The following is a 22,763-nucleotide window of genomic DNA, read 5'->3' as shown; positions in this document are numbered from 1 at the left end:
TCAGGCGTACTTGATACTCAGAATTTCATAAGAGCGCACGCCGCCAGGGGTGCGCACCTCGACACTGTCACCTTCGTCCTTGCCGATCAGGGCGCGGGCGATGGGGGATTTGATATTCAAAAGGCCAGCTTCGATATTGGCTTCATATTCACCGACGATCTGCCACGTCTTTTCTTCGTCGGTATCCTCGTCAACCAATGTAACCTTTGCGCCAAACTTGATCGCGCCAGACAGTTTTGCAGGGTCAATTACATCCGCCAGTGACAGGATACCTTCCAGTTCCTTGATGCGACCTTCGATAAACCCCTGCTTTTCGCGGGCTGAATGATATTCGGCGTTTTCTTTCAGGTCGCCAAGTTCTCGCGCCGATGCGATGGCTTCGATGATCGCAGGGCGTTCGACGGATTTGAGGTTCTTCAGCTCAGCTGCGAGTGCGGCATTGCCCGCAGGCGTCATCGGGATCTTTTCCATACTCTCTACGTCCACGCATAAACTGACTCGCCCCGCCGCACAGAAGCGTCGGGGCGAGTCCTAGGTTGACGATTACCTGACCCAAATACCACGTGAATTGCAAGGGGTGTCAGCAGGTGCAGCGATCAATTTGCAACATTGCGCCGGCGGGATTGTTTCGGGTGTGGCCTATGGCGATGGTCCGGTTGCCCGCCCTTGCACCATCGCCTCGAAGACGTGCAGAGCCACAGCATCTCAATCATATTGTACCACTTCAAACTCGATGCCGTTGTCATCCCTGAAATAGAACCGACGCCCCGGTTCGTAATCGGCATGATTATGGGGTTCGAACCCCGCCTTGCGCACCTTGGCCTCGGTTGCATCGATATCTTCGACCAGAACACCAACATGGTTCAGCCCGCCGACGATATCGTAGCTGCTTTCGACCAATGGTTTCGGCGCATCGGGTTTGTAAAGCGCAAGATAGGTGTGGGCCGATCCGACATGCACCGTGTATCCGCCTGATATTGCGGGTCCTTCCCACCGTGTTTTCCAGCCAAAGACCTGCTGCATCCAGGCGGCCGAGGCCTGTGGGTCGCTGACAGTGAAATTGGTATGTTCAAGCGTTGCCATCATGGGATCTCCTTTTTTGGCTTGTTTCGACTCACCGTAATTTCTAAACCTAACTTTAGGTCAAGGTATTTCTTCGAGGGCGACATGGCTGTTTCAGAAGGGTTGGCAATCGGGGCATTGGCCCGACGTACGGGGTTGGCCGTTTCGGCGATCCGGTATTACGAAGCACAGGGTTTGATCGCGCCCTGGCGCAATGCAGGTGGGCAGCGACGTTACCAGCGGGCAGATATCCGGCGGCTGAGCTTTGTCATGATCGCACAGCAGTTCGGCCTGACCTTGCCTGAAATTCGCGAGGTCTTGTCGGGCTTGCCGGGAAAGCGAACACCGACACCACAGGATTGGAAAGCCATAAGCGTGCGGTTGCGCACTCATCTGGATCAGCGAATCGATACCCTGATGCGATTGCGCGACAATCTGGACGGCTGCATCGGGTGTGGGTGCCTCAGCTTGCCGAAATGCAAGCTTTATAACCCCGATGACAGGGCAAAATCCCATGGTAGCGGTCCCAGATACCTGATGGGTGATGCACCAGAGGACTGATGTGTCGAATAGCGCCCTTGTTACGCCGTGTTTCGATTGACCAAAGTCTTACTGACCATGTAATCAGCCGTGAAACAAAATTGCGCAGATCCTGCAGTGACAGCGCCAATTCGGAAAGTAAGCTAGGGAGCCCGCGATGGCCGAGATTGAACGCGAAGCAATGGAATATGACGTGGTGATCGTAGGCGCAGGTCCTGCGGGCCTGTCGGCGGCCATTCGTCTGAAACAGCTGGATGCGGATCTGAACGTTGTCGTTCTGGAAAAGGGCTCGGAAGTGGGCGCTCATATCCTGTCTGGCGCAGTTCTCGATCCCTGCGGGCTGGATGCTTTGATCCCGGATTGGAAGGCTAAGGGTGCTCCGCTGAACGTGCCGGTGCATGAAGACAATTTCTACATGCTGGGCGAGGCAGGCAAGATCCGCATCCCCAACTTCCCGATGCCGCCGCTGATGAACAACCATGGCAACTACATCGTTTCGATGGGCAATGTTTGCCGCTGGATGGCCGAGCAGGCCGAGGAACTGGGCGTGGAAATCTTCCCCGGCATGGCCTGTTCCGAACTGGTTTACGGCGATAACGGTGAAGTCAAAGGCGTAGTGGCCGGTGTCTTTGGTCTGGAAGCGGACGGCTCTTATGGCCCCAACACCGAGCCGGGTATGGAATTGCACGGCAAATACGTCTTCCTGTCGGAAGGTGTGCGCGGCTCACTGTCCAAGGAAGTCATCGCCAAATACGACTTGTCTGCCGGCAAAGAGCCGCAGAAATACGGCGTCGGCATGAAAGAGATCTGGGAGATCGATCCGGCAAAGCACAAGGAAGGTACGGTCACGCACACAATGGGCTGGCCTCTGGGCGGCAACGCAGGCGGCGGGTCGTTCATCTATCATCTTGAAAACAATCAGGTCTATGTCGGCTTTGTGGTTCACCTGAACTACAAAAACCCGCACCTGTACCCCTACATGGAATTCCAGCGCTTCAAGCATCACCCGATGGTGGCCGAGCTGCTGAAAGGCGGCAAGCGCGTGGCTTACGGTGCCCGTGCGATCACCGAAGGCGGCCTTCAATCGATGCCCAAGCTGGTGGCGCCGGGCGTGGCGCTGCTGGGCTGTTCCGCGGGCATGGTCAACGTGCCGCGCATCAAGGGCAACCACAATGCGATGCTGTCTGGTAAGGCCGCGGCTGAGGCTGCTTATGACGCGATCAAGGCTGACCGTTCAGGCGATGAGCTGACCGCTTACGAGGCCGATGTCCGCAATGGCGCAATTGGCAAGGACCTGAAGAAGGTGCGCAACGTCAAGCCGATGTGGTCCAAGTGGGGCATGATCCCTTCGCTGGTGCTGGGTGGTCTGGACATGTGGACCAACACATTGGGCTTTTCGCTCTTTGGTACGCTGGGACATGGCAAGAACGATGCACAGTCGACCGAGGAAGCCAGCAAGCACAAGCCGATCAATTATCCCAAGCCCGATGGCACGCTGTCCTTTGACCGTCTGACCAACGTGTCCTTTGCGGCAACCAATCACGAGGAAAGCCAGCCCTGCCACCTGCGCCTGACGGACCCGGATATCCCGGTCAAGGTCAACCTGCCCAAGTTCGACGAACCGGCGCAGCGCTATTGCCCGGCAGGTGTGTACGAAATGGTCGAGGATGACAACGGTCCGCGATTCGTCATCAACTTCCAGAACTGCGTTCACTGCAAAACCTGTGACATCAAGGATCCAAGCCAGAATATCACCTGGACCACGCCGCAGGGGGGCGACGGACCAAACTATCCGAACATGTAAGCAAAAAACCGGCAATGGCAGGGTCGTGAAGGCTCTGCCATTGCCTCTTGCCGACCGAAGCCCTAGCTTAACCGTCAGTCAACGATAGTAAGGCAGGATTTCGGTGGTTTCCCTGGTTCGTCGCGCGGCATTGTCCGTGCTGCTCATGTCGTCGGTCGCAGTTCCGGCCTATTCGGATTCGGGTGCCGGTTCATATCTGGCCGGGCGTCAGGCGATCTACGAAAGCGACTATTCTGCGGCGGAAAGATACTACGCCCAGGCTCTCAGGTTTGATCCGGAAAACGCGCTGCTCTTGGAAAGCGTTGTTGTCGCCCGCCTTGCGCTGGGGGAAATTGCCCGTGCTTTGCCCGTTGCAAAGCAGATCGAGGAAGCCAACCTTCCCAGTCAGGCCGCGCGCATGGCGATTTCGGCCAATTTGATTGCTGACGGCAAGTTTGACGAACTTCTGGCGCGTGACCCTGAAACGCAGGGGATCGGTCCTTTGGTTGATGGGCTGATGATCGCATGGGCCCATCTGGGGCAAGGTGAAATGACAAAGGCCATGGAGCAGTTCGATGCCGTGGCCACGCAGGAAGGCCTCAGGGAATTTGCGCTGTATCACAAAGCCATGGCATTGGCCTCTATCGGCGATTTCGAAGGTGCCGAGGTGATATTTGCGGATAATAACGGCGCGGTTGCGCGGTTCTCGCGTCGGGCCGCGCTGGCCCGTACAGAGGTGCTGTCACAGCTGGATCGCAACGAAGACGCCATTCGATTTCTGGACGATGTGTTTGTTTCCGGTAGCGATCCGACCATTGAAGCCTATACCGGCCAATTGACCGCGGGCGAGACGCTTCCGTTCACCCATGCGGGCTCTGCGCTGGATGGCATGGCGGAAATATTCTTTACCGTTGGTGCCGCATTGAACAGCGAGGCTTCGGCTGACTACGTCCTGCTTTACGCGCGACTGGCGAGCTTTCTGCGCCCTGACCACGTGGACGCCATTCTGCTGAGCGCGGAATTGCTGGACAAGCTGCAACAGTATGATCTGGCTGTTGCCGCCTATCGTATGGTCCCGGCAGGCAGCAATGACCACCATGCCGCAGAACTTGGACGGGCCGAAATCCTGGATAAATCCGGAAAAACCGATGCGGCCATCGAAGTTCTGCAAAACCTGGCGCTGCAAAACCCTGATTTGCCCAGCGTGCATGTTTCTCTGGCAGATCTTCAGCGTCGTCAGGAAAACTATGCGGCTGCGGTTGCCTCTTATGACACTGCGATTGCTTTGACGGACAGTCAGGCAGGTGGGAATTGGTTCCTGCACTACGCGCGCGGCATAAGCCACGAGCGGCTGAAGCAATGGGATCAGGCTGAAACCGATTTCCGCCGGGCGCTGGAGTTGAATCCGGATCAGCCGCAGGTGCTGAACTACTTGGGCTATTCTTTGGTAGAACGGAAAGAAAAGCTGGATGAAGCGCTGGACATGATCCAACGCGCGGTCGAAGCCCGCCCGGATAGCGGCTACATCGTGGATAGTCTGGGTTGGGTTCTGTTCCGTCTGGGTCGTTACGAAGAAGCGGTCGAGCATATGGAGCGCGCGGTCGAGCTGATGCCTGTTGATCCGGTCGTCAATGATCATCTGGGGGATGTCTATTGGGCTGTTGGACGTGCGCGCGAGGCCGAGTTCCAATGGAAGCGGGCGCTGTCCTTTGTTGACCCCGAAGACACAGATGGCGAGGCTGACCCAGATCGCATTCGACGCAAGATCGAGGTCGGACTAAGTGCCGTTCTGGCCGAAGAAGGTGCGGAACCTTTGAAAGTCGCAAATGGAAATTAAGGCGTTTGCGCCCGCCAAGATCAACCTGACCCTGCATGTGACCGGACGTCGTAAGGACGGTTATCACCTGTTGGATTCGTTAGTGGTTTTTGCTGATCTCGGCGATCAGTTGACATTCACACCCGGCCCCGAGCTGACTATGGACGTGAGTGGGGAGTTTGCTGAAGGCGTGCCCATGGACAGCCGTAACCTGGTCTGGAAAGCGGCCGAAGGTGTCGGTTGGACCGGGCATATCGACCTAACCAAATCTCTGCCCCACGGAGCAGGTATTGGGGGTGGGTCATCGGATGCGGCCGCCACGCTGAATATGCTGGGCGGTCTGGGCCGTGACATCCCGCCTGACCTGCCGTTGTCACTGGGGGCAGATGTGCCCGTTTGTCTCGAAAACCGGGCGATCAGAATGCAAGGCATTGGCGATCGTTTGGCGGCGGTAAACCTTCCGAACCTACCCGCACTGTTGGTCAACCCGAATGTGCCGGTGCCGACAGGAGCCGTTTTCAACGCGCTGGCGTCCCGAGACAATCCGCCGATGCCTGAGCTGGTCCCTGATTTTGAAGACGCTGAAGCCTGTGCCCTGTGGTTGCGTGGTCAACGCAATGACTTGCAGGTACCTGCCATGGTCGTTGCACGTGAGATCGAGCAGGTTCTGGACGAGTTGAACATGACCAGTCGTGTCCTTGTGACGCGTATGTCGGGGTCAGGATCAACCTGTTTTGCCCTATATCCCACAATGAAAGACGCGCATTTCGCGGCCTATGAGATCGGTGCGGCGCATCCTGACTGGTGGTGCCGTGCGACGCAGCTTAACTAAGGCGCGAGACCACGTAATCGGCCAGTTCGCGCAGCAGGCTGCGAATTTCATGATCGGGCAGAACATCCAAAGATGCCTTTGCCTTATTCGCCCAGCCCAAAGCGTCCTGCCGGGTTTTTTCCAGCGTTGCGTATTTGTCCATCAAACCCAGCGCATGATCCAGATCACCGTCCTGTTGGCGGCCTTTTTCGATCGTACGCTCCCAGAAAGCGCGTTCTTCGGGCGTGGCCTGTGCAACAGCCTTGATGACAGGCAGGGTCAGCTTTCGTTCGCGGAAATCATCGCCCACATTTTTGCCGGTTGTCTTGCTGTCACCCTGATAATCCAGCAGGTCGTCCGCAATCTGGAATGCGATCCCCAATGCGTCACCATAATCGAACAGAGCTTTGATCTGTTCTTCCGATGCACCGGCGATCACGCCGCCCACCTCGGTCGCAGCTGAAAACAAAGCTGCTGTCTTGCCGCGCACAACCTGTAGGTAAACGCTTTCATCTGTACGCAGGTCGGTTGCCGCGGTCATTTGCAGCACCTCGCCTTCGGCGATGGTTGCTGAGGCATTAGCCAAGATATCCAGAACCCGCAGCGAACCCGTTTCGACCATCAATTGGAAGCTGCGGGAAAACAGGTAATCACCGACCAGCACGCTGGATTTGTTATCCCAAAGTAGATTTGCGGTCGGGCGTCCGCGCCGCTGCGCGCTCTCATCCACAACGTCGTCGTGCAGAAGGGTAGCGGTATGGATGAACTCGACCGTGGCAGCAAGGCGTACATGGTGCTCGCCCGAATAGCCAAACAGCCGCGCCGCTGCCAATGTCAGCATCGGGCGCAGGCGCTTTCCGCCCGCCTCGACCAGATGCTGGGTCACTTCGGGGATACGTGGGGCATGGTCCGACGCCATCCGGGTGCGGATCAACGTGTTCACAGCCTCCATTTCACCCGCCAATATATCAGCGAGGCGCTCATGCGGTTTTGAGATCATGCCGACGGTCATCATTCTCCTGATACAAGGCTCGACTTCCGCCCCGCCTTGCCCTTACATCCATCCCCATGAAAGAACTATTGCGCAGTACCGATCCGACGATCCTGGCCTTTGCATCCGCTCTCCTTGAAGGCGAGGATATAGACTGCTTTCAGATGGACGTAAATATGAGCATCCTCGAAGGTGGGATCGGAATCTTTCCCCGCCGACTGATGGTTCGCGCCGAAGACCTGACCCGTGCTGAACGTGTGATGCGCGACAATGAAATTCCGCTGGGCCGATGACCCGGTTTTCCGATAGCGAACTCAGCTGCAATGATTTCTTGGGGGGCAGGGTTCGATTGCTGCAACCTCGGTCGGGTTATCGTGCCGGGGTCGACCCGGTATTGCTTGCCGCATCCGTTCCGGCCAGCGCAGGTCAGTCCGTGTTGGAACTGGGGTGCGGCGCAGGGGCTGCCATTCTTTGCTTGTCCTCCCGAGTGCCCGGTCTGCACCTGACAGGTATCGAGCTACAGCCTTCCTATGCGGAATTGGCCCGCAGAAATGCGGAAATCAACCGGATAGAGCTGGAAGTTGTCCAAGCTGATCTGACTGCTTTGCCTGAGGCGTTTCGGCAGCGCCAGTTCGATCACGTAATTGCGAATCCGCCCTATTATCGGGCGGGGGCGCATAGCCCTGCAAAGGATGCTGGACGAAGTGTGGCCCTGAGCGAAGACACCCAGTTGGCCGACTGGATTGCAGTGGCTGCCAAACGCCTTGCGCCAAAAGGGTACCTGCACATGATCCAGAAAGCCGATCGACTGCCCGACATGCTGGCAGCGTGCCAGGGGTTGCTGGGATCGGTAGAGTTGTTGCCGCTAAGCCCACGGACAGGGCGAGAGGCTGAGCTGATCATTCTGCGCGCCCGCAAAGGAGGGCGTGCGGCATTTCGCCTCCACCCACCTTTGATTGTGCACGCGGGTGAACGTCACGAAAAAGACGGCGAAAGCTATACGGATGCAGTTTCGGCCGTGCTCCGGAAGGCCGCTGCCCTGCCCGGGTTTTGACGACGACCGGCAATGTCCAGCCGATTTTGTCGGATTTGTTTCAGATTCTGTGCGTCTGCAGCGTGACAGGGTGGAAACGATGTGATCAACTTCTTACGTGACATTCAGACACGTATAAAAGGAGGATCGCAATGAGCGTGAGCGCACATCTGACAGAACTGAAGAAAAAGCACGAATCTCTCGGTCTAGAAGTAGAACAAGCCCAACGCTCGCCAGGCATCGATGATCTCCACATAGCCCAGCTGAAGAAACAGAAGCTCAAGCTGAAGGAAGAGATCGAGCGACTGTCTGCTTAAGATTTCAAACTGGAACGGGCCGCGATCAAGGCCCCGCCGGTAATCAGAAAGGCCGCGATCGCCAGCCCCCAGGATGGGGCAGCGATCCCGGCCATCACCAAAGCAAGTGTCGACAAAAGCGGGGCCGCATAAGATGAGGTCCCGAGCATTTGAATATCACCCTGCTTTACCCCGATATCCCATACATAAAAGGCCAGTCCAACGGGCCCGAGGCCAAGTGCCAATACCGATAACCACCCCAGTGTCGTGTCGGGCAGCACGGTGTCTTCTATGGCCAGATGCAGCAGACCCGAAGCCATCGCAGCCATCAGACAAAAGACCGCAACCGAACTGGTCGGTGTACCCCCCAATTTGCGCGACAAAACCGAATAGCCTGACCATGTCAGGGCGCAAAGCAGGGCCAATGCATATCCCGGCAGGTGTTGTGCCTGAAAACCGGCGCTCCCGCCTCCGGTGATGATCAAAGCAGCCCCAACAAAGCCAAGGCATGCCCCGATCAAGTGACCAGTGCGAAGCTGCTCGCCCGGCAGCAGGCCGGAAAACAGAACGATAAGAAGGGGCCAGAGATAGGCAATCAACCCGGCCTCGGCCGCGGGGGCCATACGCAGGGCTGAAAAATACAATGCGTGATACCCGAACAGACCCAATGAACCGAACAGGTAGGTCGTCCAGGGGACCTGTTTCAACCCGCTAAACCCACCGGTTGCGGCTGTCCAAATCAACCCAAGTGCCCCACCAATCGAAAAGCAGATCGTGTTCAACAGCAATGGCGGTGTGGGTGCAGAGCCGACGGTCAAAAGCGCCAGCAAAGCCCATAATAGTACGGCCCCAAAGCCGATGGCTGTTGCGCGCGTTTTGGTCATGATCCGGAAACCTCTTCGATCGGAATAATGTCGAATTCATCCGAAATATGCGCGGTCTTTTCAATCTCGGTCAGGAACCAATCCCGAAATGCTGAGATCTGAGGACGTTTTTCGGCCCCCGGAAGGCACAGGAACCGGAACCGGCCCTGCGTTTCCAGCGCGACCTTGAAGGGGGCAACCAGCCGACCCTCGGTCAAGTCCTTGAGGATCATGGCGCGCCGTCCAAGGGCGACACCAACGCCGGCGACAGCGGCGTCAATCGCGTGATCTGCGTTGGAAAAATGCGCCCCATGAGTGGGGATAAAATCGATACCCACAGCGCGGAACCAGGCAGGCCAGTCGCAGGGCGGGGTCAGAAAATTGATCGAATCGTCGTGGATCAACGGTGCGTCGCGCAGGCTGTCTGGCGTGGTGAATTGCTCCGCTAGCTCCGGGGTCATGACCGGGGTCAGCCACTCTTTTCTTACAGGTACGGAATACAGCCCCTCATCGGCGGAATTGCCAAACCGGATGGCAACATCCACATCATCTCGCTCCAGATCCATGTTGCGCAATGTGGCCGAGAATTTCAGGTCGATTTCCGGATGTGCACGGGCGAATTCGTAAAGGCGAGGTGCGAGCCACTTTGCAGTCAGTGCCGGACCTGCGGTGACGGTCAATCCGGTGTCATCCTCCTGCCTGCGTACAGCACGCCACGCGCTTTGCAATGTGGCAAAGCCCTCTGCCGCGCCGGGGGCCAGGGCGCGGCCCGCATCAGTCAGTTCCACAGCACGGTTCAGACGGCGGAACAGAGGGCGACCCAGATGCTCCTCAAGCGATTTGATCTGAAAGGACAGGGCCGCTGGCGTCACGTGCAGCTCTTCCGCCGCTTTCGCGAAGGACATGTGCCGGGCCGCGGCATCAAAAGCTCGAAGCGCGGTAAGTGGGGGCAGATAATCACTCATGGTCGAGAAATTCTTAACTGAAGGTTCAGGAAACTTCGTTTGTCATGATCATAGGTGACCTTCATATTCACATCAGGTCAAGCAAAACTGAATTGAAAGGCGGCTACCATGATCGAGATGACAACAAATCCCGCCGCCCAAGTGGCGATCCTGCGCGCTCATGAAGAGCGTGGCAAGGTGGTCCGGCAGATGTGGAATTGGGTATTGGGTTCCCGCTGATCGCAGCGCGCGCGTTCTTACGGGATAAGGATGGGCCGGCCCTAATGGACCGGCCCGTTTTCACAATTCTGATTGCAGATCAGACGAAGAACTGGGCGCCGTTGGCCGAGATGGTCGAGCCGTTGATGAACTGAGATTCGTCCGAGGCCAGGAAGGTCACGCAGCGTGCAATCTCTTCTGGTTCGCCCAGACGACCGGCGGGGATCTGGCCAATAATCGATTCGCGTACCTTTTCGGGCACCGCCATCACCATCTCGGTTGCAATATAACCGGGGCAGATCGCGTTGGCCGTGATGCCTGCCCGCGCGCCTTCCTGCGCCAGAGATTTCACGATGCCCAGATCGCCTGCCTTGGTCGCAGCATAATTCACCTGAGCGAACTGACCCTTCTGGCCGTTGATCGAGCTGATGACGATGACACGGCCAAATTTGCGCTCGCGCATGCCGGGCCAGACAGGGTGCACAGTGTTGAATACACCGGTCAGGTTGGTGTCGATCACGTCTTTCCACTGATCGGGTGTCATTTTGTGGAAAGGTGCATCACGGGTGATGCCTGCGTTGGCGACAACGATATCGATGGGGCCAACCTCGGCCTCAACCTTTTCGATACCTGCTTTGGATTCGTCATAATCGGCGACGTTCCACTTGTAGGTCTTAATGCCGGTTTCTTCGGTGAATTTCGCGGCGGCTTCGTCATTCCCCGCATAGGTGGCCGCAACGTTGTATCCTTCGGCTTTGAGCGCCTTGGAAATTGCTGCGCCAATGCCGCGGGAACCGCCGGTAACGAGTGCTGTACGTGCCATTTAGGACTCCTCCAATTTTAGTCGCCTTGGTAATGCTGTTACTTTGAGAGATGCTTGTGCGCAATATTGTTTCGTCGTTAAGGTGTTTATTTCGGATGGCAATATCGTCGCATCTAAGGGGTACGACCCCAGTGTAACAAAAAAGGGCGTCCCATGGACGCCCTTTTCTATTTGGTTATTGGCGCACTTAGTCGCGCTCCACACACAGGGCGACACCCATGCCGCCGCCGATGCACAAGGTGGCCAGACCTTTCTTTGCGTCGCGGCGCTTCATTTCGAACAGCAGCGTGTTCAGAACGCGGCAACCTGATGCGCCGATTGGGTGGCCGATGGCAATTGCGCCGCCGTTCACGTTCACAATCGACGGATTCCAGCCCATGTCTTTGTTCACTGCGCAGGCCTGCGCGGCAAAGGCTTCGTTGGCTTCAACCAGGTCCAGATCGTCGACGGACCAACCCGCTTTTTCCAATGCCTTGCGCGAAGCGTAGATCGGGCCAACGCCCATGATCGACGGGTCCAGCCCGGCAGTTGCGTAGGACGCGATGCGCGCCAAAGGTTCGATTCCGCGCTTCTCTGCGTTTTGAGCTGACATCAGCAGGGTTGCGGCCGCGCCGTCGTTCAGGCCCGAAGCGTTTGCAGCAGTGACCGATCCGTCCTTGGTAAAGGCGGGGCGCAGCTTTGCCATGGCTTCCATTGTAGCGCCGTGGCGGATGTATTCGTCCTTGTCCATCACGATGTCACCCTTGCGGGTCTTGATGGTGAAGGGCACGATTTCGTCGACAAATTTGCCAGCTTTTTGCGCCGCCTCGGCCTTGTTCTGCGAAGCAACAGCGAATTCATCCTGCATGTCGCGGCTGATCTGCCATTTCTCGGCAACATTTTCCGCCGTCTGACCCATGTGATAACCGTTGAAGGCATCCCACAGACCATCGCGGATCATGGTGTCGATATACTTCATATCGCCCATCTTGTGACCGGCGCGCAGGGCAGCTGCGTGGGGCGACAGGGTCATGTTCTCTTGGCCACCAGCGGCGACGATGTCGGCATCGCCGAGTTGGATGTGCTGAGCGCCCAATGCGACCGCACGCAGGCCTGAGCCGCAAACCTGGTTGATGCCCCAGGCGGCACTTTCTTGCGGCAAACCAGCGTTGATATGCGCCTGCCGAGCCGGGTTCTGCCCCTGAGCCGCAGTCAGCACCTGACCCAAGATGGTTTCGCTGACTTCGCCTTTTTCAATCCCGGCGCGCTCAACAACTGCTTCCAGGACGGCCGCGCCCAGATCATGTGCGGGGGTGTTCGCAAACGAACCACTAAAGCTGCCGACACCTGTTCGTGCGGCGGATGCGATTACTACGTTGGTCATATGATCAGTCCTTTACCGTCATTGTCTGGCGGAATGTCTGACGGCGCAGGCCGAGAGTTTCCCTCTCGAAACAAGAGCGCCCCGTTATCCCCCGCTCAAGTACTTCTGCAATAGCGTAATGCTGCACTTGCAGCAACGGGCAGCTTGTCTCAGCTTGGGAAATGGCGGAAAAATGTCGATCACCCACGGGTCAACTTGCTGTTTTTGAAATTTTTTTCCTGTTTCCACTGGGGCGAAACACTGGGCGCGCCAAACAAAAAGCCCTGCATGCAATCCACGCCAAATTCAAGCAAAAATGCCGCATCCTTCTGAGTTTCGACCGATTCGGCAGTGACCAGAATTTCAAACTCACGCGCTACGGCAATCAGGGCCCGCACCAAAGCCTGGTTGTCGGGGCTGTTGCTGATGCCCCTGATAAACTGACCGTCGATCTTGGCGGCGTCGAACAGAAACTCGCGAAAGTGGCGGAAACTGAAGTTGCTGGCACCAAAGTCGTCCAGCGCAAAGGCGATGCCGCGATCCTGTAGGCGGTCCATGAAGTCGACCACCAATTCCGGCACCTGCATAGCAGAACTTTCGGAGATTTCTAGGATCAGCCGTTCGCCCAGTTGCGGATCCCGTTTCAGAAACCGGTCCAGTATACCGGACCAGTTGGAATAACCGATCGAGCGGGCGGACATGTTGATCGACAGGCGGATCTGGGGGTTGTTCACCAACGTGCGCAGACCAAGTTCCAACGCGACGCAGTCGAGATCACGTCCGATCGGAGTGTTTTCAACCTGTGGCATGAACTCGCGCGCGGGGATAACGCGCCCTGTTTCATCCAATACACGAATGAAGCCTTCGTAAAACGCGATGTCATGCGGCGGGTGCGCCTGAACAACCGGCTGAAAGGCCAACCGACATTGCTTGTGCTTCACAGCATCGGTTGCCATCTGAACCACCGAACGATCCCGTGTTGACACTGCTGCATTCAAAGGGGTGTCCAACCCTTCGGGAAGATTGGTGAGCTTTTTGTTTCCCATAGGCGCAGATTCCCGTGTGTCCGGAACAGGTGTTTTGACACAGTTTCGGGGCAAACAGATGAATCTGCGGTTAAAGCGTCAGATGAAGTTGCTTATTGCGGTTTTCAGCGCGCGGAGTGCCCGGCACGGGCCAGCGACGCCGCGGCTCCGAGAAGGGCTCCTGTCGCACCCAGAATCATCAGGACAAAACCCAATGCGATCAGAGTGCCAACAAAGCTGCCGAGCGCGGCAAGCATGGCCAGCAACAGGCCAAACAACCCCACGAAGGTTGAAATGGTTGCCAAACGTTTCATGCCGCCCCTCGCTCATCTATGCGCCACATTCAATCACTGATATGGCGTGCAAAGACCGGAGTTCAAGTCTAGCGGGGCCTGACGGCTGTATCAGGCCTGTTCTGCCTGTCCTTTGGGCAGGATCTTGTCGACCTGCTCAAAACCGGGCGTTCCCCGGTCCTCGGGATGGCGAGCCAGGTGCTTGGCTTTTATCTGTTCCGAGTTGTCGCGGCTGCCGTCGTGGCTGTACCCCGGAGGCGCGAAACAATAGGCCAGACGTTGCCGTAGTGTCAGGCCGGGCTGCGTGGCGTCGTGCCAGATGCCGACCCATTCGTGAAACGCAACGCGCAAAGGGTTGAAGGTGCCGATATTGTGAACCAGCCCGTAATCGACCCGATCGTTTTCCTGTTCAGGCACAAATGTCCCGAACATCTTGTCCCAGATGATGAAAACTCCGGCGTAATTGCAATCCAGATACCGTGCGTTCCGGCCGTGATGCGCGCGATGATGGCTGGGGGTATTCATGACCGCTTCGAACCATCGGGGCATCTTGCCGATGGCCTCGGTGTGAATCCAGAACTGATAGATCAGGTTCAATCCACCGACGAACAGAACCATGGCCGGATGGAAACCCAGCAGGATCAGCGGCGCGCGAACGACCATCATGAACGTAAAGGTATAGGTCCAAGTCTGCCGCAGAGCTGTGGTCAGATTGTAGTGCTGTGAACTGTGGTGGTTGACATGGCTGGCCCAGACCCAGCGAATGCGATGCCCAAAACGGTGTACCCAGTAATAGCGAAGATCATCCAGGACAAAGCACAGAATGATAATGGGAATTGACGTGCCCAGGTCCAAAGGAGTGATCTGCCACAGCCACATGAAAAACGCATAGGCAATAAAGCCCAGCAAAAAGCCCGACGCGATGTTCCCGGCCCCCATGATCAGCGAGGTTACAGCATCGCGCGTTTCATACCGCCCGCCTTTGCCTTTGACTGCGATCCACAGGAATTCTGCCAGAATAGCAGCGATGAAAAACGGGACGGCCCATTGCACCGCATCGGGAAAGCTTACCTGGTCTGTCATGCGGGCCTCATCAAGTGTTGCCAGTGCTGGCGTTCGGTCTGGTCAAGGTGAAGAGTCGCGCGTGGGGTGCTGAAGTCGTGAAACCGAACTTCGATGCCATTGGCGGTCTCAAACCAGTCGAAGTCCTGGAGATGCCGCGCTACTGTGTCGGCGCCGAAGGACCAGATCAACCCAGCCCCGTTCTGGGTTCTTACCAGCGCCGCGTGACCGTCATGGGCGATTGTCACGTCAATCACCGTGTCTTCAGGGAAATACCGCAGCCACTGGCGTGGCGCCGTGTCTGGCGTCAGCACGTGCAACCGCGACTTGCCTGTCAGATGCAACAATACCGTAATCCCGGCTATGCCTCCAACGACCAACACCAATAGAATTTCCAGCGGCATTCCATCCTCCTGAGCGCAGAGTGCAAAGGAGGATGGAAACTGTCAAAGGTGGCGTGACGTCAGCTGTGTTGCAAAATCAAGGCTCTGATCGCAGCCATTCGAGAAGCAGGAATACTAGTCGGAGATCGCGTAGGTTACTGGATCTCCCTTTCCCTTCTTGCGTACATCTTTGGCGGTAGCAGCATCAGCGGCTATCCAGAAATCACCCGCCATCGCGGCAATTCCTTCAATTGATTTCATAAAAATATCCTCCGGGTTGAATGCCCGAAGGATATCGCGATTCACTGAACTCGCTGACTATAAGGCTATTTCCTCAGCTTTCTGCGCCAACAAGCGTCGACACGATCGCCTTCGCGCTGTCCGAATTCCATTCGGCGTCGCCGATCAACCGCGCGATTTCCTGACCTTCGGGATTCAGAATGACCGTGATGGGCAATGCGATGATACCGAATTCGCGCGCGGCAGCCGAGCTGAGGTCCTGGTGACGCGGCAGGTTGGATATGCCATTTTCTTCGAAGAACTTCTTGATCCCTGCTGGTGAGTTGCGGCCTGTGGCAAGGGTCAGAACCTGAAACTTGTCCCCCCCGAACTCGTCCTGCAACTCGGCGATCTGAGGCATTTCTTTGCGGCAGGGGGCGCACCAGGTGGCCCAGAAGTTCAGCAGAACATACTTGCCCTCATAATCGGCCAGCGTGCCGACACCCCCGTCATCTTCCAGCTGAAACTCGATCACTTTTGCCGGTTTGGGTTCTTCATGCAGGATAAGGCGCTTCAGACTGCCTTCCCGTAAGGGGCCCAGTGTCGCGGCATCGGTTGCCAAAGCGGCATTTGCACCTAGCGCAAGGGCCATATAAAGGGGGATCAAACGAAATAGGCGCATATCAACTCCGGGTTTTCTTACATGACCGATCAATCCTCGAACCAGATGTGGGGCGGCCGCTTTGCCGCCGGTCCAGACGCGATCATGGAGGCGATCAACGCCTCGATCGGGTTCGATCAGCGGATGGCAGCCCAGGACATCGAAGGCTCGCGCGCCCATGCGGCCATGTTGGCTGCTACAGGCGTCATAAGTGATAGTGATGCTGAAGCCATTCGGGAAGGGCTGCTCACCGTTTTGTCAGAAATCCAGAGCGGCACGTTTCAGTTTTCAACTGCGTTGGAAGACATACACATGAATGTCGAGGCGCGGCTGAAAGAGATCATCGGCGAGCCTGCTGGCCGTTTGCACACAGGGCGTTCGCGCAATGATCAGGTGGCGACGGATTTCAAACTGTGGGTCCGGGATCAGCTAGACGCGGCTGAAACTGGTCTGCTGGCTCTGATTCGCGCGCTTTTGGCACAGGCCGAAGCAGGCGCCGATTGGGTCATGCCCGGCTTCACCCACCTGCAAACTGCGCAACCCGTAACATGGGGCCACCACATGATGGCCTATGTCGAGATGTTCGGCCGCGACCTGAGCCGAGTCCGCGACGCCCGTGCCCGAATGAACGAATCCCCGTTGGGGGCCGCCGCACTGGCGGGTACATCTTTCCCCATTGATCGCCATATGACGGCGCAGGCGTTGGGCTTTGATCGCCCCGCCGCCAACTCGCTGGATGCCGTCAGCGACCGCGATTTCGCGCTGGAGTTCCTGTCGACCGCCTCGATCTGCGCTGTGCACCTGTCGCGCTTTGCCGAGGAGCTGGTGATTTGGTCGTCGGCCCAGTTCCGTTTCGTGTCCCTGTCCGACCGGTTTTCGACCGGCTCGTCGATCATGCCGCAGAAAAAGAACCCGGATGCAGCCGAACTGATCCGCGCCAAGGTTGGGCGTATCTATGGGGCCAATACCGCGCTGATGATGGTGATGAAGGGCCTGCCGCTGACCTATTCAAAGGACATGCAGGAGGACAAGGAACAGGTCTTTGATGCCGCCGACAACTGGATGCTGGCACTGGCTGTGATGGAAGGGATGGTCAAGGACATGACCGCCAACCGCGACAGCCTTGCCGCCGCCGCCGGCTCGGGTTTCTCGACCGCTACGGATCTGGCCGACTGGCTGGTGCGGGTGCTGGGCCTGCCGTTCCGGGATGCGCATCACGTCACCGGATCACTGGTGGCCATGGCCGAAGGCAAGGATTGTGATCTGCCCGACCTGACGCTGGATGATATGCAATCGGTCCATGGTGATATCTCGGATGATGTCTACTCTGTCCTTGGCGTCGACAATTCGGTAAACTCGCGGCAGTCCTACGGTGGTACCGCCCCCGATCAGGTGCGGGCCCAGATCGAACGATGGAAGGCAATGGTATGACAACCGCGCTACGTGCGATCCTGATTGCGGTTTCCGGTCTGGTGCTGGCCGGGTGCGGGGCTGATGGCGAGCCTGATCAACCAACTGCCCCTCAACCCACGGTCAGTGCCACCATTGGGGTTGGATCAAGCGGCGCGTATGTTGGCGGGGGTGTCGGCCTAAGCCGCGGACCGCTGGGCATTTATCTTGGATTCTGATCCTTTTGAATGTTGCGCCCATGGTCCCGGCACCTCATGTTGGGTCCACGTATCGATTACCTGTCACACAAAGAAATGGTATTGAAATGAAAATTCTGGGATTGGTTTGTGCTCTTGCTGTTTTGGCGGCTTGCGAGCCTTCGTCAGCGCGACGTCCGGAACCTGCGGCCGAACCAAAACAATCGGGCACCGGCATTTCAATCTCGGGCTATGGCCGAGTTGGTGTTTCAACGCAAAACTAAACCGGGACTAAGGATACAGAATCCATTGATCCGAAGTCCTTTTATGGTCTAAGCGCGCAAGCATGGATCACTTTTTGTACCGCGACGGCGCGCTTTACGCCGAGGATGTCCCCGTCTCCGAAATCGCAGCCGCGGTTGGAACACCGTTCTACGTCTATTCCACGGCTACATTGCTGCGGCATTTCAAGCTGTTCGATGACGCGTTGGACGGCACCGATCATCTGGTCTGCTACGCGATGAAGGCGGCCAGCAATCAGGCGATCCTTAAGACATTGGCCCAAGCAGGTGCGGGGATGGACGTGGTCTCGGGCGGAGAATATCTGCGGGCGAAGGCGGCTGGTGTTCCCGGTGACAAGATCGTGTTCTCAGGTGTGGGGAAAACAGCGGACGAGATACGCATGGCGCTGAGCGGCGGCATTCGCCAGTTCAATGTCGAATCCGAGCCCGAAATGGAAGTGATCAACGCCATTGCGCTTGAGCTTGGCGTGATCGCGCCGATTACCGTCAGGGTGAACCCGGATGTTGATGCCAGGACGCATGCCAAGATTGCCACGGGCAAGTCCGAGAACAAGTTTGGCATTCCGATTGCCCGCGCCTCGGAAGTTTATGCTCACGCCGCCGACCTGCCGGGGCTGGAGGTGATCGGCATCGACGTTCACATCGGCTCGCAACTGACCGAACTTGAACCGTATGAGTTGGCCTACACAAAGGTGGCCGAGCTGACCGAGCGCCTCCGCTCTGAAGGTCACAACATTAGGCGCCTCGACCTGGGCGGTGGTTTGGGCATTCCATACACCCGGTCGAACGACGCACCGCCCTTGCCGATTGAATATGGTGCGCTGGTCAAGAAAACACTGGGCCATCTGGGCTGTGAGATCGAGATTGAGCCGGGCCGCCTGATCGCGGGCAATGCCGGGATCATGGTCAGCAAGGTCATCTATGTGAAATCAGGTGAAGGTCGCGACTTTTTGATCCTTGATGGGGCGATGAATGACCTGATCCGTCCCGCAATGTACGAAGCGTACCACGATATCGTAGCGGTGCAGGAACCGGCGGCTGGCGTGGAACAGCAAGCCTATGACATCGTAGGCCCGGTCTGCGAATCCGGTGATACCTTTGCCAAGCAGCGCAATATGCCACCGTTGAAATCGGGTGATCTGGTCGCATTTCGCAGCGCGGGTGCATACGGTGCGGTGATGTCCAGCGAATACAATACCCGTCCGTTGATCCCTGAAGTTCTGGTGAATGGAGATCAATTTGCAGTCATTCGTAAACGGCCAAGCTTTGACGAAATCATAAACCGCGATACCATACCATCGTGGCTTTGACGCGATAACCGCGCGGGCCCGTCCCGGAGGCCCGTCTTGACCAACAGTACGAACCTGCCCATTCCGCGCCTGTCCCTGTGGCTAACCCATCTTGGCATGGTGGCTGAACAGGTGCTGCGCGCGTTCTGGCCTGCGTTCTCGATTGTTCTGGCTTTGCTCGCCGCTCTGATGCTGGGGCTGCAGGATCATCTGCCCGTTGAAATCGTCTGGGGTGCTGGTGCGCTCTCGTTGATCTCTTTTGGTGTAGCATCCGTCCGCGGTGTCACGAAATTCAAACTGCCGTCCCGCGCTGATGCGCTGGCGCGGCTGGATGAGGCTCTGCCCGGTCGACCTATTCAGGCTTTGCTGGATGATCAGGCAATCGGTACCAACGATGGGGACTCGGTTGCCTTGTGGCAGGCGCACAAAGCCCGCATGGCACAGCGTGCGGCCACTGCTGAGGCTGTGAAACCAGATCTTCGGCTTGCGTCGCGTGATCCGTATGCGCTGCGCTATGCCGCTCTGCTGGCATTTGTCGTGGCGCTGATCTTTGGTTCGTTGTGGCGCGTGGGTTCAGTGGCGGACATGGCGCCGGGTACAGCCGTCGCTGGACAGGGCCCAACTTGGGAAGGATGGGTGGAACCCCCCAGATACACAGGTTTGCCGACCTTATATCTTGCTGATCAGACGGGGGCGGCGCTTTCTGTTCCCAAGGGCAGTCGCATCACCTTGCGACTTTACGGTGAGGTCGGTGCACATAGTCTGACCGAAAGCAGTTCTGCCAGCGGAACCGAGGCGGCAACAGACCCGGAACAGGAGTTTGTCGCCGAACGCTCGGGTCAGTTGCGCATTGATGGTCCGGTGGGGCGGGACTGGTCGGTGCAGGTCATTGACGACGCGGCTCCGCAGATTGCAGTTTCCGGTACCGCCGAGTCTGAAGCGGGCGGGCAGATGAAGCTGCCATTTTCCGCCAGCGACGATTACGGAGTGGTTTCGGGCTTGGCCCGGATCGAGCTGGATTTGGCGGCGATTGACCGTCGGTACGGACTGGCGGCCGAGCCAGAGCCGCGCGAGGTGATCGAAATTGAATTACCCATGCCGATCACCGGTGATCGGGCAGATTTCACCGAAGACCTGATCGAGGACTTCTCGCAGCATCCGTGGGCGCATTTGCCGGTCAGGATTACCTTGATGGCAACGGATGCAGCGGAGCAGCAAACGTCTTCGGATTCCTATGAGACGGCTTTGCCAGCACGGCGCTTCTTTGATCCGCTGGCGGCAGCCGTGATTGAGCAAAGGCGCGATCTGCTTTGGTCGCGATCCAATGCGCCTCGTGTCTCGCAATTGCTGAGGGCTGTGTCGCACCGCCCTGAGGATCTGTTTCGTTCTGACACAGCCTATCTGCGTCTGCGGGTTGTTCTGAGGCGATTGGAAACTTTTCATCGATACGGGTTGAAACCCAAACAACAGGAAGAGATTGCACAAGCCCTGTGGGACCTTGCCGTGGTGATCGAGGACGGGACGCTGGCGGATGCATTGGAACGGATGCGCCGCGCGCAGGAACGTCTGACCGAGGCGATGAAGAACGGGGCCAGCGATGAAGAAATAGCGGAGTTGATGCAGGAATTGCGCGAGGCGACGCAGGATTACCTTCAGCAACTACAACGTCTGGCACAGCAAGATGGAGAAGACGGCGAACGTCAGCCCGGCCAGAATAGTGAATCTTTGCAAATGACGCAGGATGACCTGCAGCGCATGATGGACCGTATTCAGGAACTGATGGAACAAGGTCGCATGGCCGAAGCCCAGCAGGCGCTGGAAGAATTCCAGCAGATGATGGAGAACATGCGTGTAACTCAGGGTCAGGGCCAAGGGCAGCAATCCGAAGGCCAGCAGGCCATGGAAGGTCTTGCCGAAACCCTGCGCGAACAGCAGGGTCTTAGCGATCAGGCCTTTCGTGATTTGCAGGAACAATTCAACCCCGGCGCGCAATCAGGTGAAAGCCAAGGGAACGAAGGTCGCAACGGCGGGCAAGGTCGGGGGCAAAGCCACGAAGGTCAGGGCGGACAAGGTGAAGGTTCGGATCAGGCTGGAGACGGTGAGCAGGGGCAAGGCTCGCTCGCCGACCGACAGCAAGCGTTGAGAGACGAGTTGGGTCGTCAGCAACAAGGTCTCCCCGGTGTCGGCACACCCGAAGGTGACGCCGCGCGCGAGGCGCTGGATCGGGCCGGGCGCGCCATGGACGAGGCCGAGCAGGCCCTGCGTGGCGATGATCTCGCCGAAGCTATCGACCGTCAATCCGAAGCGATGGAAGCGTTGCGCGAAGGGATGCGGTCGCTGGGTGAAGCCATGGCGCAGGAACAGCAGAACCAACCGGGGCAGGGAACGCAGGACGGCGACATGCAGGCCAACAACCGCGATCCGCTGGGCCGAAACCCAGGCGCTGCCGGTTCGATTTCAACCGATGAAAACCTGTTGCAGGGCGAAGATGTCTATCGCCGGGCGCGAGAGTTGCTGGATGAAATCCGCCGCCGGACCGGTGAAACAGATCGTCCCCAGATCGAGCTGGAATACCTCAAGCGTTTGCTGGAGCGGTTCTAACCCTTAGTTCTGCGCACCGGATCCTGCCTGAGTTTCGAGCCAGATGCGCGCCTGATCCACCAGCGACACATATGAGCTGAGCAACGGATCGGCCTGCGGTACAGCCTCGCTGATCTGGCGGGCATTCCCGTAGATCAGGTACAGAACCACGCCGATGATCAGCATCAGCGCAAAACCGCGCAAGAACCCACCGGACTTGCGAGGCGCCTGCGCCTCATCTTCTGCCGGGTCCGACCGCATGCTCGAGTTGATGGCATCGACATCCGGCAGCGCATTCTTTTGCCCGGCATCAACGGCGGTTTCCGAAGTTGCAGGGCGTTTGGGCCTGACCTTTGGCTCTGGTGGGGCTTCCAGGCCCAGATCGGGCTGGCTTTCCAGACCACCGCCATCCTGCGCACGCAACTCCGCTTCTCGTGCGGCTTCTTCTTTCAGGATGCTGGCAACTGATGGGGCGACATTTCCTGTGGATGCCGCAGGTTTTTCAACCTCTGGCGCTGTTTTTTCTGCGGGCTCGGCGTCCTTCTGGGCCTCGACCTCGGTGTCCGATGTATCTACCTCAACAGGCTTGTCCTCGGGCGCGTTCGGTTCATCCGTCTGCTCGGATGGATGCTTGGCCTGAAACCAGGTTTGATCGCAGTTCGAACACTGCACGTCGCGGCCTTCCTCGGGGATGACCTCGTCAGGAACTTCGTACTGCGCAGTGCAATTCGGACATGTAAGACGCATACTGCCTCCTCGGCCGGATGAAGGGCCGATAATAGTTTTTTCAGGGATGATATTCCGTTAAGACCCAACAGCAAAGGGCGTTTTCGGTTTCAT

At 57.6% G+C, this 22,763-nt stretch carries 25 protein-coding genes; 11 read left to right on the top strand and 14 right to left on the bottom strand.

Going from position 1 to position 22,763, the window contains the following annotated elements:
- On the bottom strand, positions 1–471 hold the full coding sequence (greA, locus tag ACR0M3_RS08580; RefSeq protein WP_209506599.1) for a transcription elongation factor GreA: 471 nt from the start codon (positions 469–471) through the stop codon (positions 1–3).
- A 234-nt stretch (positions 472–705) separates the two neighbouring features.
- Complete coding sequence (locus ACR0M3_RS08575) at positions 706–1,086, bottom strand: VOC family protein (protein ID WP_209598670.1); 381 nt, start codon at positions 1,084–1,086, stop codon at positions 706–708.
- Positions 1,087–1,167: 81 nt separating this feature from the next.
- Between ACR0M3_RS08575 and soxR the strand changes: the two genes are divergently transcribed.
- The 4 genes from soxR to ACR0M3_RS08555 all read left to right on the top strand — a co-directional run bounded on the left by soxR (position 1,168) and on the right by ACR0M3_RS08555 (position 6,033).
- Positions 1,168–1,623 (top strand): redox-sensitive transcriptional activator SoxR, encoded by a 456-nt coding sequence (soxR, locus tag ACR0M3_RS08570; RefSeq protein WP_209598669.1) that lies wholly within the window; start codon positions 1,168–1,170, stop codon positions 1,621–1,623.
- A gap of 136 nt (positions 1,624–1,759) precedes the next feature.
- Positions 1,760–3,406, top strand: coding sequence for an electron transfer flavoprotein-ubiquinone oxidoreductase (locus ACR0M3_RS08565; protein WP_480483095.1), 1,647 nt, complete (start codon positions 1,760–1,762; stop codon positions 3,404–3,406).
- Between the two features lie 145 nt (positions 3,407–3,551).
- Positions 3,552–5,222, top strand: coding sequence for a tetratricopeptide repeat protein (locus tag ACR0M3_RS08560; RefSeq protein ID WP_480910341.1), 1,671 nt, complete (start codon positions 3,552–3,554; stop codon positions 5,220–5,222).
- Positions 5,212–6,033, top strand: coding sequence for a 4-(cytidine 5'-diphospho)-2-C-methyl-D-erythritol kinase (locus ACR0M3_RS08555; RefSeq protein WP_480773345.1), 822 nt, complete (start codon positions 5,212–5,214; stop codon positions 6,031–6,033). Before ACR0M3_RS08560 ends, ACR0M3_RS08555 begins: the two co-directional genes overlap by 11 nt.
- Here the strand turns inward: ACR0M3_RS08555 and ACR0M3_RS08550 are convergent.
- Entirely contained in the window at positions 6,026–7,024 is a 999-nt protein-coding gene (locus ACR0M3_RS08550) for a polyprenyl synthetase family protein (RefSeq protein ID WP_267363260.1), read from the bottom strand. The two genes, ACR0M3_RS08555 and ACR0M3_RS08550, sit on opposite strands and share 8 nt — an antisense overlap.
- Before the next feature lie 56 nt (positions 7,025–7,080).
- Between ACR0M3_RS08550 and ACR0M3_RS08545 the strand changes: the two genes are divergently transcribed.
- The 3 genes from ACR0M3_RS08545 (at position 7,081) to ACR0M3_RS08535 (ending at position 8,353) form a co-directional block, all read left to right on the top strand.
- Positions 7,081–7,296 (top strand): putative signal transducing protein, encoded by a 216-nt coding sequence (locus ACR0M3_RS08545; protein ID WP_050604033.1) that lies wholly within the window; start codon positions 7,081–7,083, stop codon positions 7,294–7,296.
- Positions 7,293–8,057 carry a tRNA1(Val) (adenine(37)-N6)-methyltransferase gene (locus tag ACR0M3_RS08540; protein WP_480539005.1) on the top strand — a complete coding sequence of 255 codons (765 nt, stop codon included), beginning with the start codon at positions 7,293–7,295 and terminating at the stop codon, positions 8,055–8,057. Before ACR0M3_RS08545 ends, ACR0M3_RS08540 begins: the two co-directional genes overlap by 4 nt.
- 131 nt (positions 8,058–8,188) lie before the next feature.
- Positions 8,189–8,353, top strand: coding sequence for a YdcH family protein (locus tag ACR0M3_RS08535; RefSeq protein WP_083445267.1), 165 nt, complete (start codon positions 8,189–8,191; stop codon positions 8,351–8,353).
- Here the strand turns inward: ACR0M3_RS08535 and yddG are convergent.
- The 10 genes from yddG to ACR0M3_RS08485 all read right to left on the bottom strand — a co-directional run bounded on the left by yddG (position 8,350) and on the right by ACR0M3_RS08485 (position 16,187).
- Positions 8,350–9,216 carry an aromatic amino acid exporter YddG gene (gene yddG / locus ACR0M3_RS08530; protein ID WP_480483101.1) on the bottom strand — a complete coding sequence of 289 codons (867 nt, stop codon included), beginning with the start codon at positions 9,214–9,216 and terminating at the stop codon, positions 8,350–8,352. The genes ACR0M3_RS08535 and yddG overlap by 4 nt on opposite strands.
- On the bottom strand, positions 9,213–10,160 hold the full coding sequence (locus ACR0M3_RS08525; protein WP_480483103.1) for a transcriptional regulator GcvA: 948 nt from the start codon (positions 10,158–10,160) through the stop codon (positions 9,213–9,215). Before ACR0M3_RS08525 ends, yddG begins: the two co-directional genes overlap by 4 nt.
- A gap of 298 nt (positions 10,161–10,458) precedes the next feature.
- Positions 10,459–11,181, bottom strand: coding sequence for an acetoacetyl-CoA reductase (phbB, locus tag ACR0M3_RS08520; protein ID WP_209506587.1), 723 nt, complete (start codon positions 11,179–11,181; stop codon positions 10,459–10,461).
- 187 nt (positions 11,182–11,368) lie between these two features.
- Positions 11,369–12,544: an acetyl-CoA C-acetyltransferase gene (locus tag ACR0M3_RS08515; RefSeq protein WP_480910256.1), complete on the bottom strand. Its 1,176-nt coding sequence runs from the start codon at positions 12,542–12,544 to the stop codon at positions 11,369–11,371.
- Positions 12,545–12,723: 179 nt separating this feature from the next.
- Positions 12,724–13,569, bottom strand: coding sequence for an EAL domain-containing protein (locus ACR0M3_RS08510; protein WP_480910254.1), 846 nt, complete (start codon positions 13,567–13,569; stop codon positions 12,724–12,726).
- 104 nt (positions 13,570–13,673) lie between these two features.
- Positions 13,674–13,862 (bottom strand): hypothetical protein, encoded by a 189-nt coding sequence (locus ACR0M3_RS08505; RefSeq protein WP_480585514.1) that lies wholly within the window; start codon positions 13,860–13,862, stop codon positions 13,674–13,676.
- 90 nt (positions 13,863–13,952) lie between these two features.
- Entirely contained in the window at positions 13,953–14,924 is a 972-nt protein-coding gene (locus ACR0M3_RS08500) for a sterol desaturase family protein (protein ID WP_480558781.1), read from the bottom strand.
- A complete protein-coding gene (locus ACR0M3_RS08495) occupies positions 14,921–15,307 on the bottom strand; it encodes a hypothetical protein (RefSeq protein ID WP_480910253.1) in 387 nt (128 codons plus the stop codon). The genes ACR0M3_RS08500 and ACR0M3_RS08495 overlap by 4 nt, the downstream gene beginning before the upstream one ends.
- A gap of 114 nt (positions 15,308–15,421) precedes the next feature.
- Complete coding sequence (locus ACR0M3_RS08490; protein ID WP_480558785.1) at positions 15,422–15,547, bottom strand: hypothetical protein; 126 nt, start codon at positions 15,545–15,547, stop codon at positions 15,422–15,424.
- Positions 15,548–15,620: 73 nt separating this feature from the next.
- Positions 15,621–16,187 carry a TlpA disulfide reductase family protein gene (locus ACR0M3_RS08485; protein WP_480558787.1) on the bottom strand — a complete coding sequence of 189 codons (567 nt, stop codon included), beginning with the start codon at positions 16,185–16,187 and terminating at the stop codon, positions 15,621–15,623.
- 21 nt (positions 16,188–16,208) lie between these two features.
- Between ACR0M3_RS08485 and argH the strand changes: the two genes are divergently transcribed.
- The 4 genes from argH to ACR0M3_RS08465 all read left to right on the top strand — a co-directional run bounded on the left by argH (position 16,209) and on the right by ACR0M3_RS08465 (position 21,944).
- Complete coding sequence (gene argH, locus ACR0M3_RS08480; protein ID WP_480910251.1) at positions 16,209–17,597, top strand: argininosuccinate lyase; 1,389 nt, start codon at positions 16,209–16,211, stop codon at positions 17,595–17,597.
- On the top strand, positions 17,594–17,794 hold the full coding sequence (locus ACR0M3_RS08475) for an argininosuccinate lyase (RefSeq protein WP_480486634.1): 201 nt from the start codon (positions 17,594–17,596) through the stop codon (positions 17,792–17,794). Before argH ends, ACR0M3_RS08475 begins: the two co-directional genes overlap by 4 nt.
- Positions 17,795–18,098: 304 nt before the next feature.
- Positions 18,099–19,364: a diaminopimelate decarboxylase gene (gene lysA, locus ACR0M3_RS08470; RefSeq protein ID WP_480910249.1), complete on the top strand. Its 1,266-nt coding sequence runs from the start codon at positions 18,099–18,101 to the stop codon at positions 19,362–19,364.
- Positions 19,365–19,460: 96 nt separating this feature from the next.
- Complete coding sequence (locus ACR0M3_RS08465; protein ID WP_480483367.1) at positions 19,461–21,944, top strand: TIGR02302 family protein; 2,484 nt, start codon at positions 19,461–19,463, stop codon at positions 21,942–21,944.
- 3 nt (positions 21,945–21,947) lie between these two features.
- Here ACR0M3_RS08465 and ACR0M3_RS08460 read toward each other — a convergent pair whose 3' ends face one another.
- Positions 21,948–22,670, bottom strand: coding sequence for a zinc-ribbon domain-containing protein (locus tag ACR0M3_RS08460; RefSeq protein WP_480483122.1), 723 nt, complete (start codon positions 22,668–22,670; stop codon positions 21,948–21,950).
- Between the last annotated feature and the right edge of the window lie 93 nt (positions 22,671–22,763).

It is taken from the genome of Ruegeria sp. O5 (assembly GCF_056535105.1).
This window is presented reverse-complemented; position numbering and strand designations above follow the sequence as displayed.

Bases quoted from the DNA above. Each gene is read 5' to 3' on its own strand.
- lysA (WP_480910249.1), top strand. From the start codon at position 18,099: ATGGATCACTTTTTGTACCGCGACGGCGCGCTTTACGCCGAGGATGTC.
- yddG (WP_480483101.1), bottom strand. From the start codon at position 9,216: ATGACCAAAACGCGCGCAACAGCCATCGGCTTTGGGGCCGTACTATTA.
- ACR0M3_RS08555 (WP_480773345.1), top strand. From the start codon at position 5,212: ATGGAAATTAAGGCGTTTGCGCCCGCCAAGATCAACCTGACCCTGCAT.
- ACR0M3_RS08465 (WP_480483367.1), top strand. From the start codon at position 19,461: ATGGTGGCTGAACAGGTGCTGCGCGCGTTCTGGCCTGCGTTCTCGATT.
- ACR0M3_RS08505 (WP_480585514.1), bottom strand. From the start codon at position 13,862: ATGAAACGTTTGGCAACCATTTCAACCTTCGTGGGGTTGTTTGGCCTG.
- ACR0M3_RS08525 (WP_480483103.1), bottom strand. From the start codon at position 10,160: ATGAGTGATTATCTGCCCCCACTTACCGCGCTTCGAGCTTTTGATGCC.
- ACR0M3_RS08545 (WP_050604033.1), top strand. From the start codon at position 7,081: ATGAAAGAACTATTGCGCAGTACCGATCCGACGATCCTGGCCTTTGCA.
- ACR0M3_RS08565 (WP_480483095.1), top strand. From the start codon at position 1,760: ATGGCCGAGATTGAACGCGAAGCAATGGAATATGACGTGGTGATCGTA.
- ACR0M3_RS08485 (WP_480558787.1), bottom strand. From the start codon at position 16,187: ATGCGCCTATTTCGTTTGATCCCCCTTTATATGGCCCTTGCGCTAGGT.
- greA (WP_209506599.1), bottom strand. From the start codon at position 471: ATGGAAAAGATCCCGATGACGCCTGCGGGCAATGCCGCACTCGCAGCT.
- ACR0M3_RS08575 (WP_209598670.1), bottom strand. From the start codon at position 1,086: ATGATGGCAACGCTTGAACATACCAATTTCACTGTCAGCGACCCACAG.
- ACR0M3_RS08495 (WP_480910253.1), bottom strand. From the start codon at position 15,307: ATGCCGCTGGAAATTCTATTGGTGTTGGTCGTTGGAGGCATAGCCGGG.
- ACR0M3_RS08475 (WP_480486634.1), top strand. From the start codon at position 17,594: ATGACAACCGCGCTACGTGCGATCCTGATTGCGGTTTCCGGTCTGGTG.
- ACR0M3_RS08510 (WP_480910254.1), bottom strand. From the start codon at position 13,569: ATGGGAAACAAAAAGCTCACCAATCTTCCCGAAGGGTTGGACACCCCT.
- phbB (WP_209506587.1), bottom strand. From the start codon at position 11,181: ATGGCACGTACAGCACTCGTTACCGGCGGTTCCCGCGGCATTGGCGCA.
- ACR0M3_RS08490 (WP_480558785.1), bottom strand. From the start codon at position 15,547: ATGAAATCAATTGAAGGAATTGCCGCGATGGCGGGTGATTTCTGGATA.
- argH (WP_480910251.1), top strand. From the start codon at position 16,209: ATGACCGATCAATCCTCGAACCAGATGTGGGGCGGCCGCTTTGCCGCC.
- soxR (WP_209598669.1), top strand. From the start codon at position 1,168: ATGGCTGTTTCAGAAGGGTTGGCAATCGGGGCATTGGCCCGACGTACG.
- ACR0M3_RS08515 (WP_480910256.1), bottom strand. From the start codon at position 12,544: ATGACCAACGTAGTAATCGCATCCGCCGCACGAACAGGTGTCGGCAGC.
- ACR0M3_RS08540 (WP_480539005.1), top strand. From the start codon at position 7,293: ATGACCCGGTTTTCCGATAGCGAACTCAGCTGCAATGATTTCTTGGGG.
- ACR0M3_RS08560 (WP_480910341.1), top strand. From the start codon at position 3,552: ATGTCGTCGGTCGCAGTTCCGGCCTATTCGGATTCGGGTGCCGGTTCA.
- ACR0M3_RS08460 (WP_480483122.1), bottom strand. From the start codon at position 22,670: ATGCGTCTTACATGTCCGAATTGCACTGCGCAGTACGAAGTTCCTGAC.
- ACR0M3_RS08500 (WP_480558781.1), bottom strand. From the start codon at position 14,924: ATGACAGACCAGGTAAGCTTTCCCGATGCGGTGCAATGGGCCGTCCCG.
- ACR0M3_RS08550 (WP_267363260.1), bottom strand. From the start codon at position 7,024: ATGACCGTCGGCATGATCTCAAAACCGCATGAGCGCCTCGCTGATATA.
- ACR0M3_RS08535 (WP_083445267.1), top strand. From the start codon at position 8,189: ATGAGCGTGAGCGCACATCTGACAGAACTGAAGAAAAAGCACGAATCT.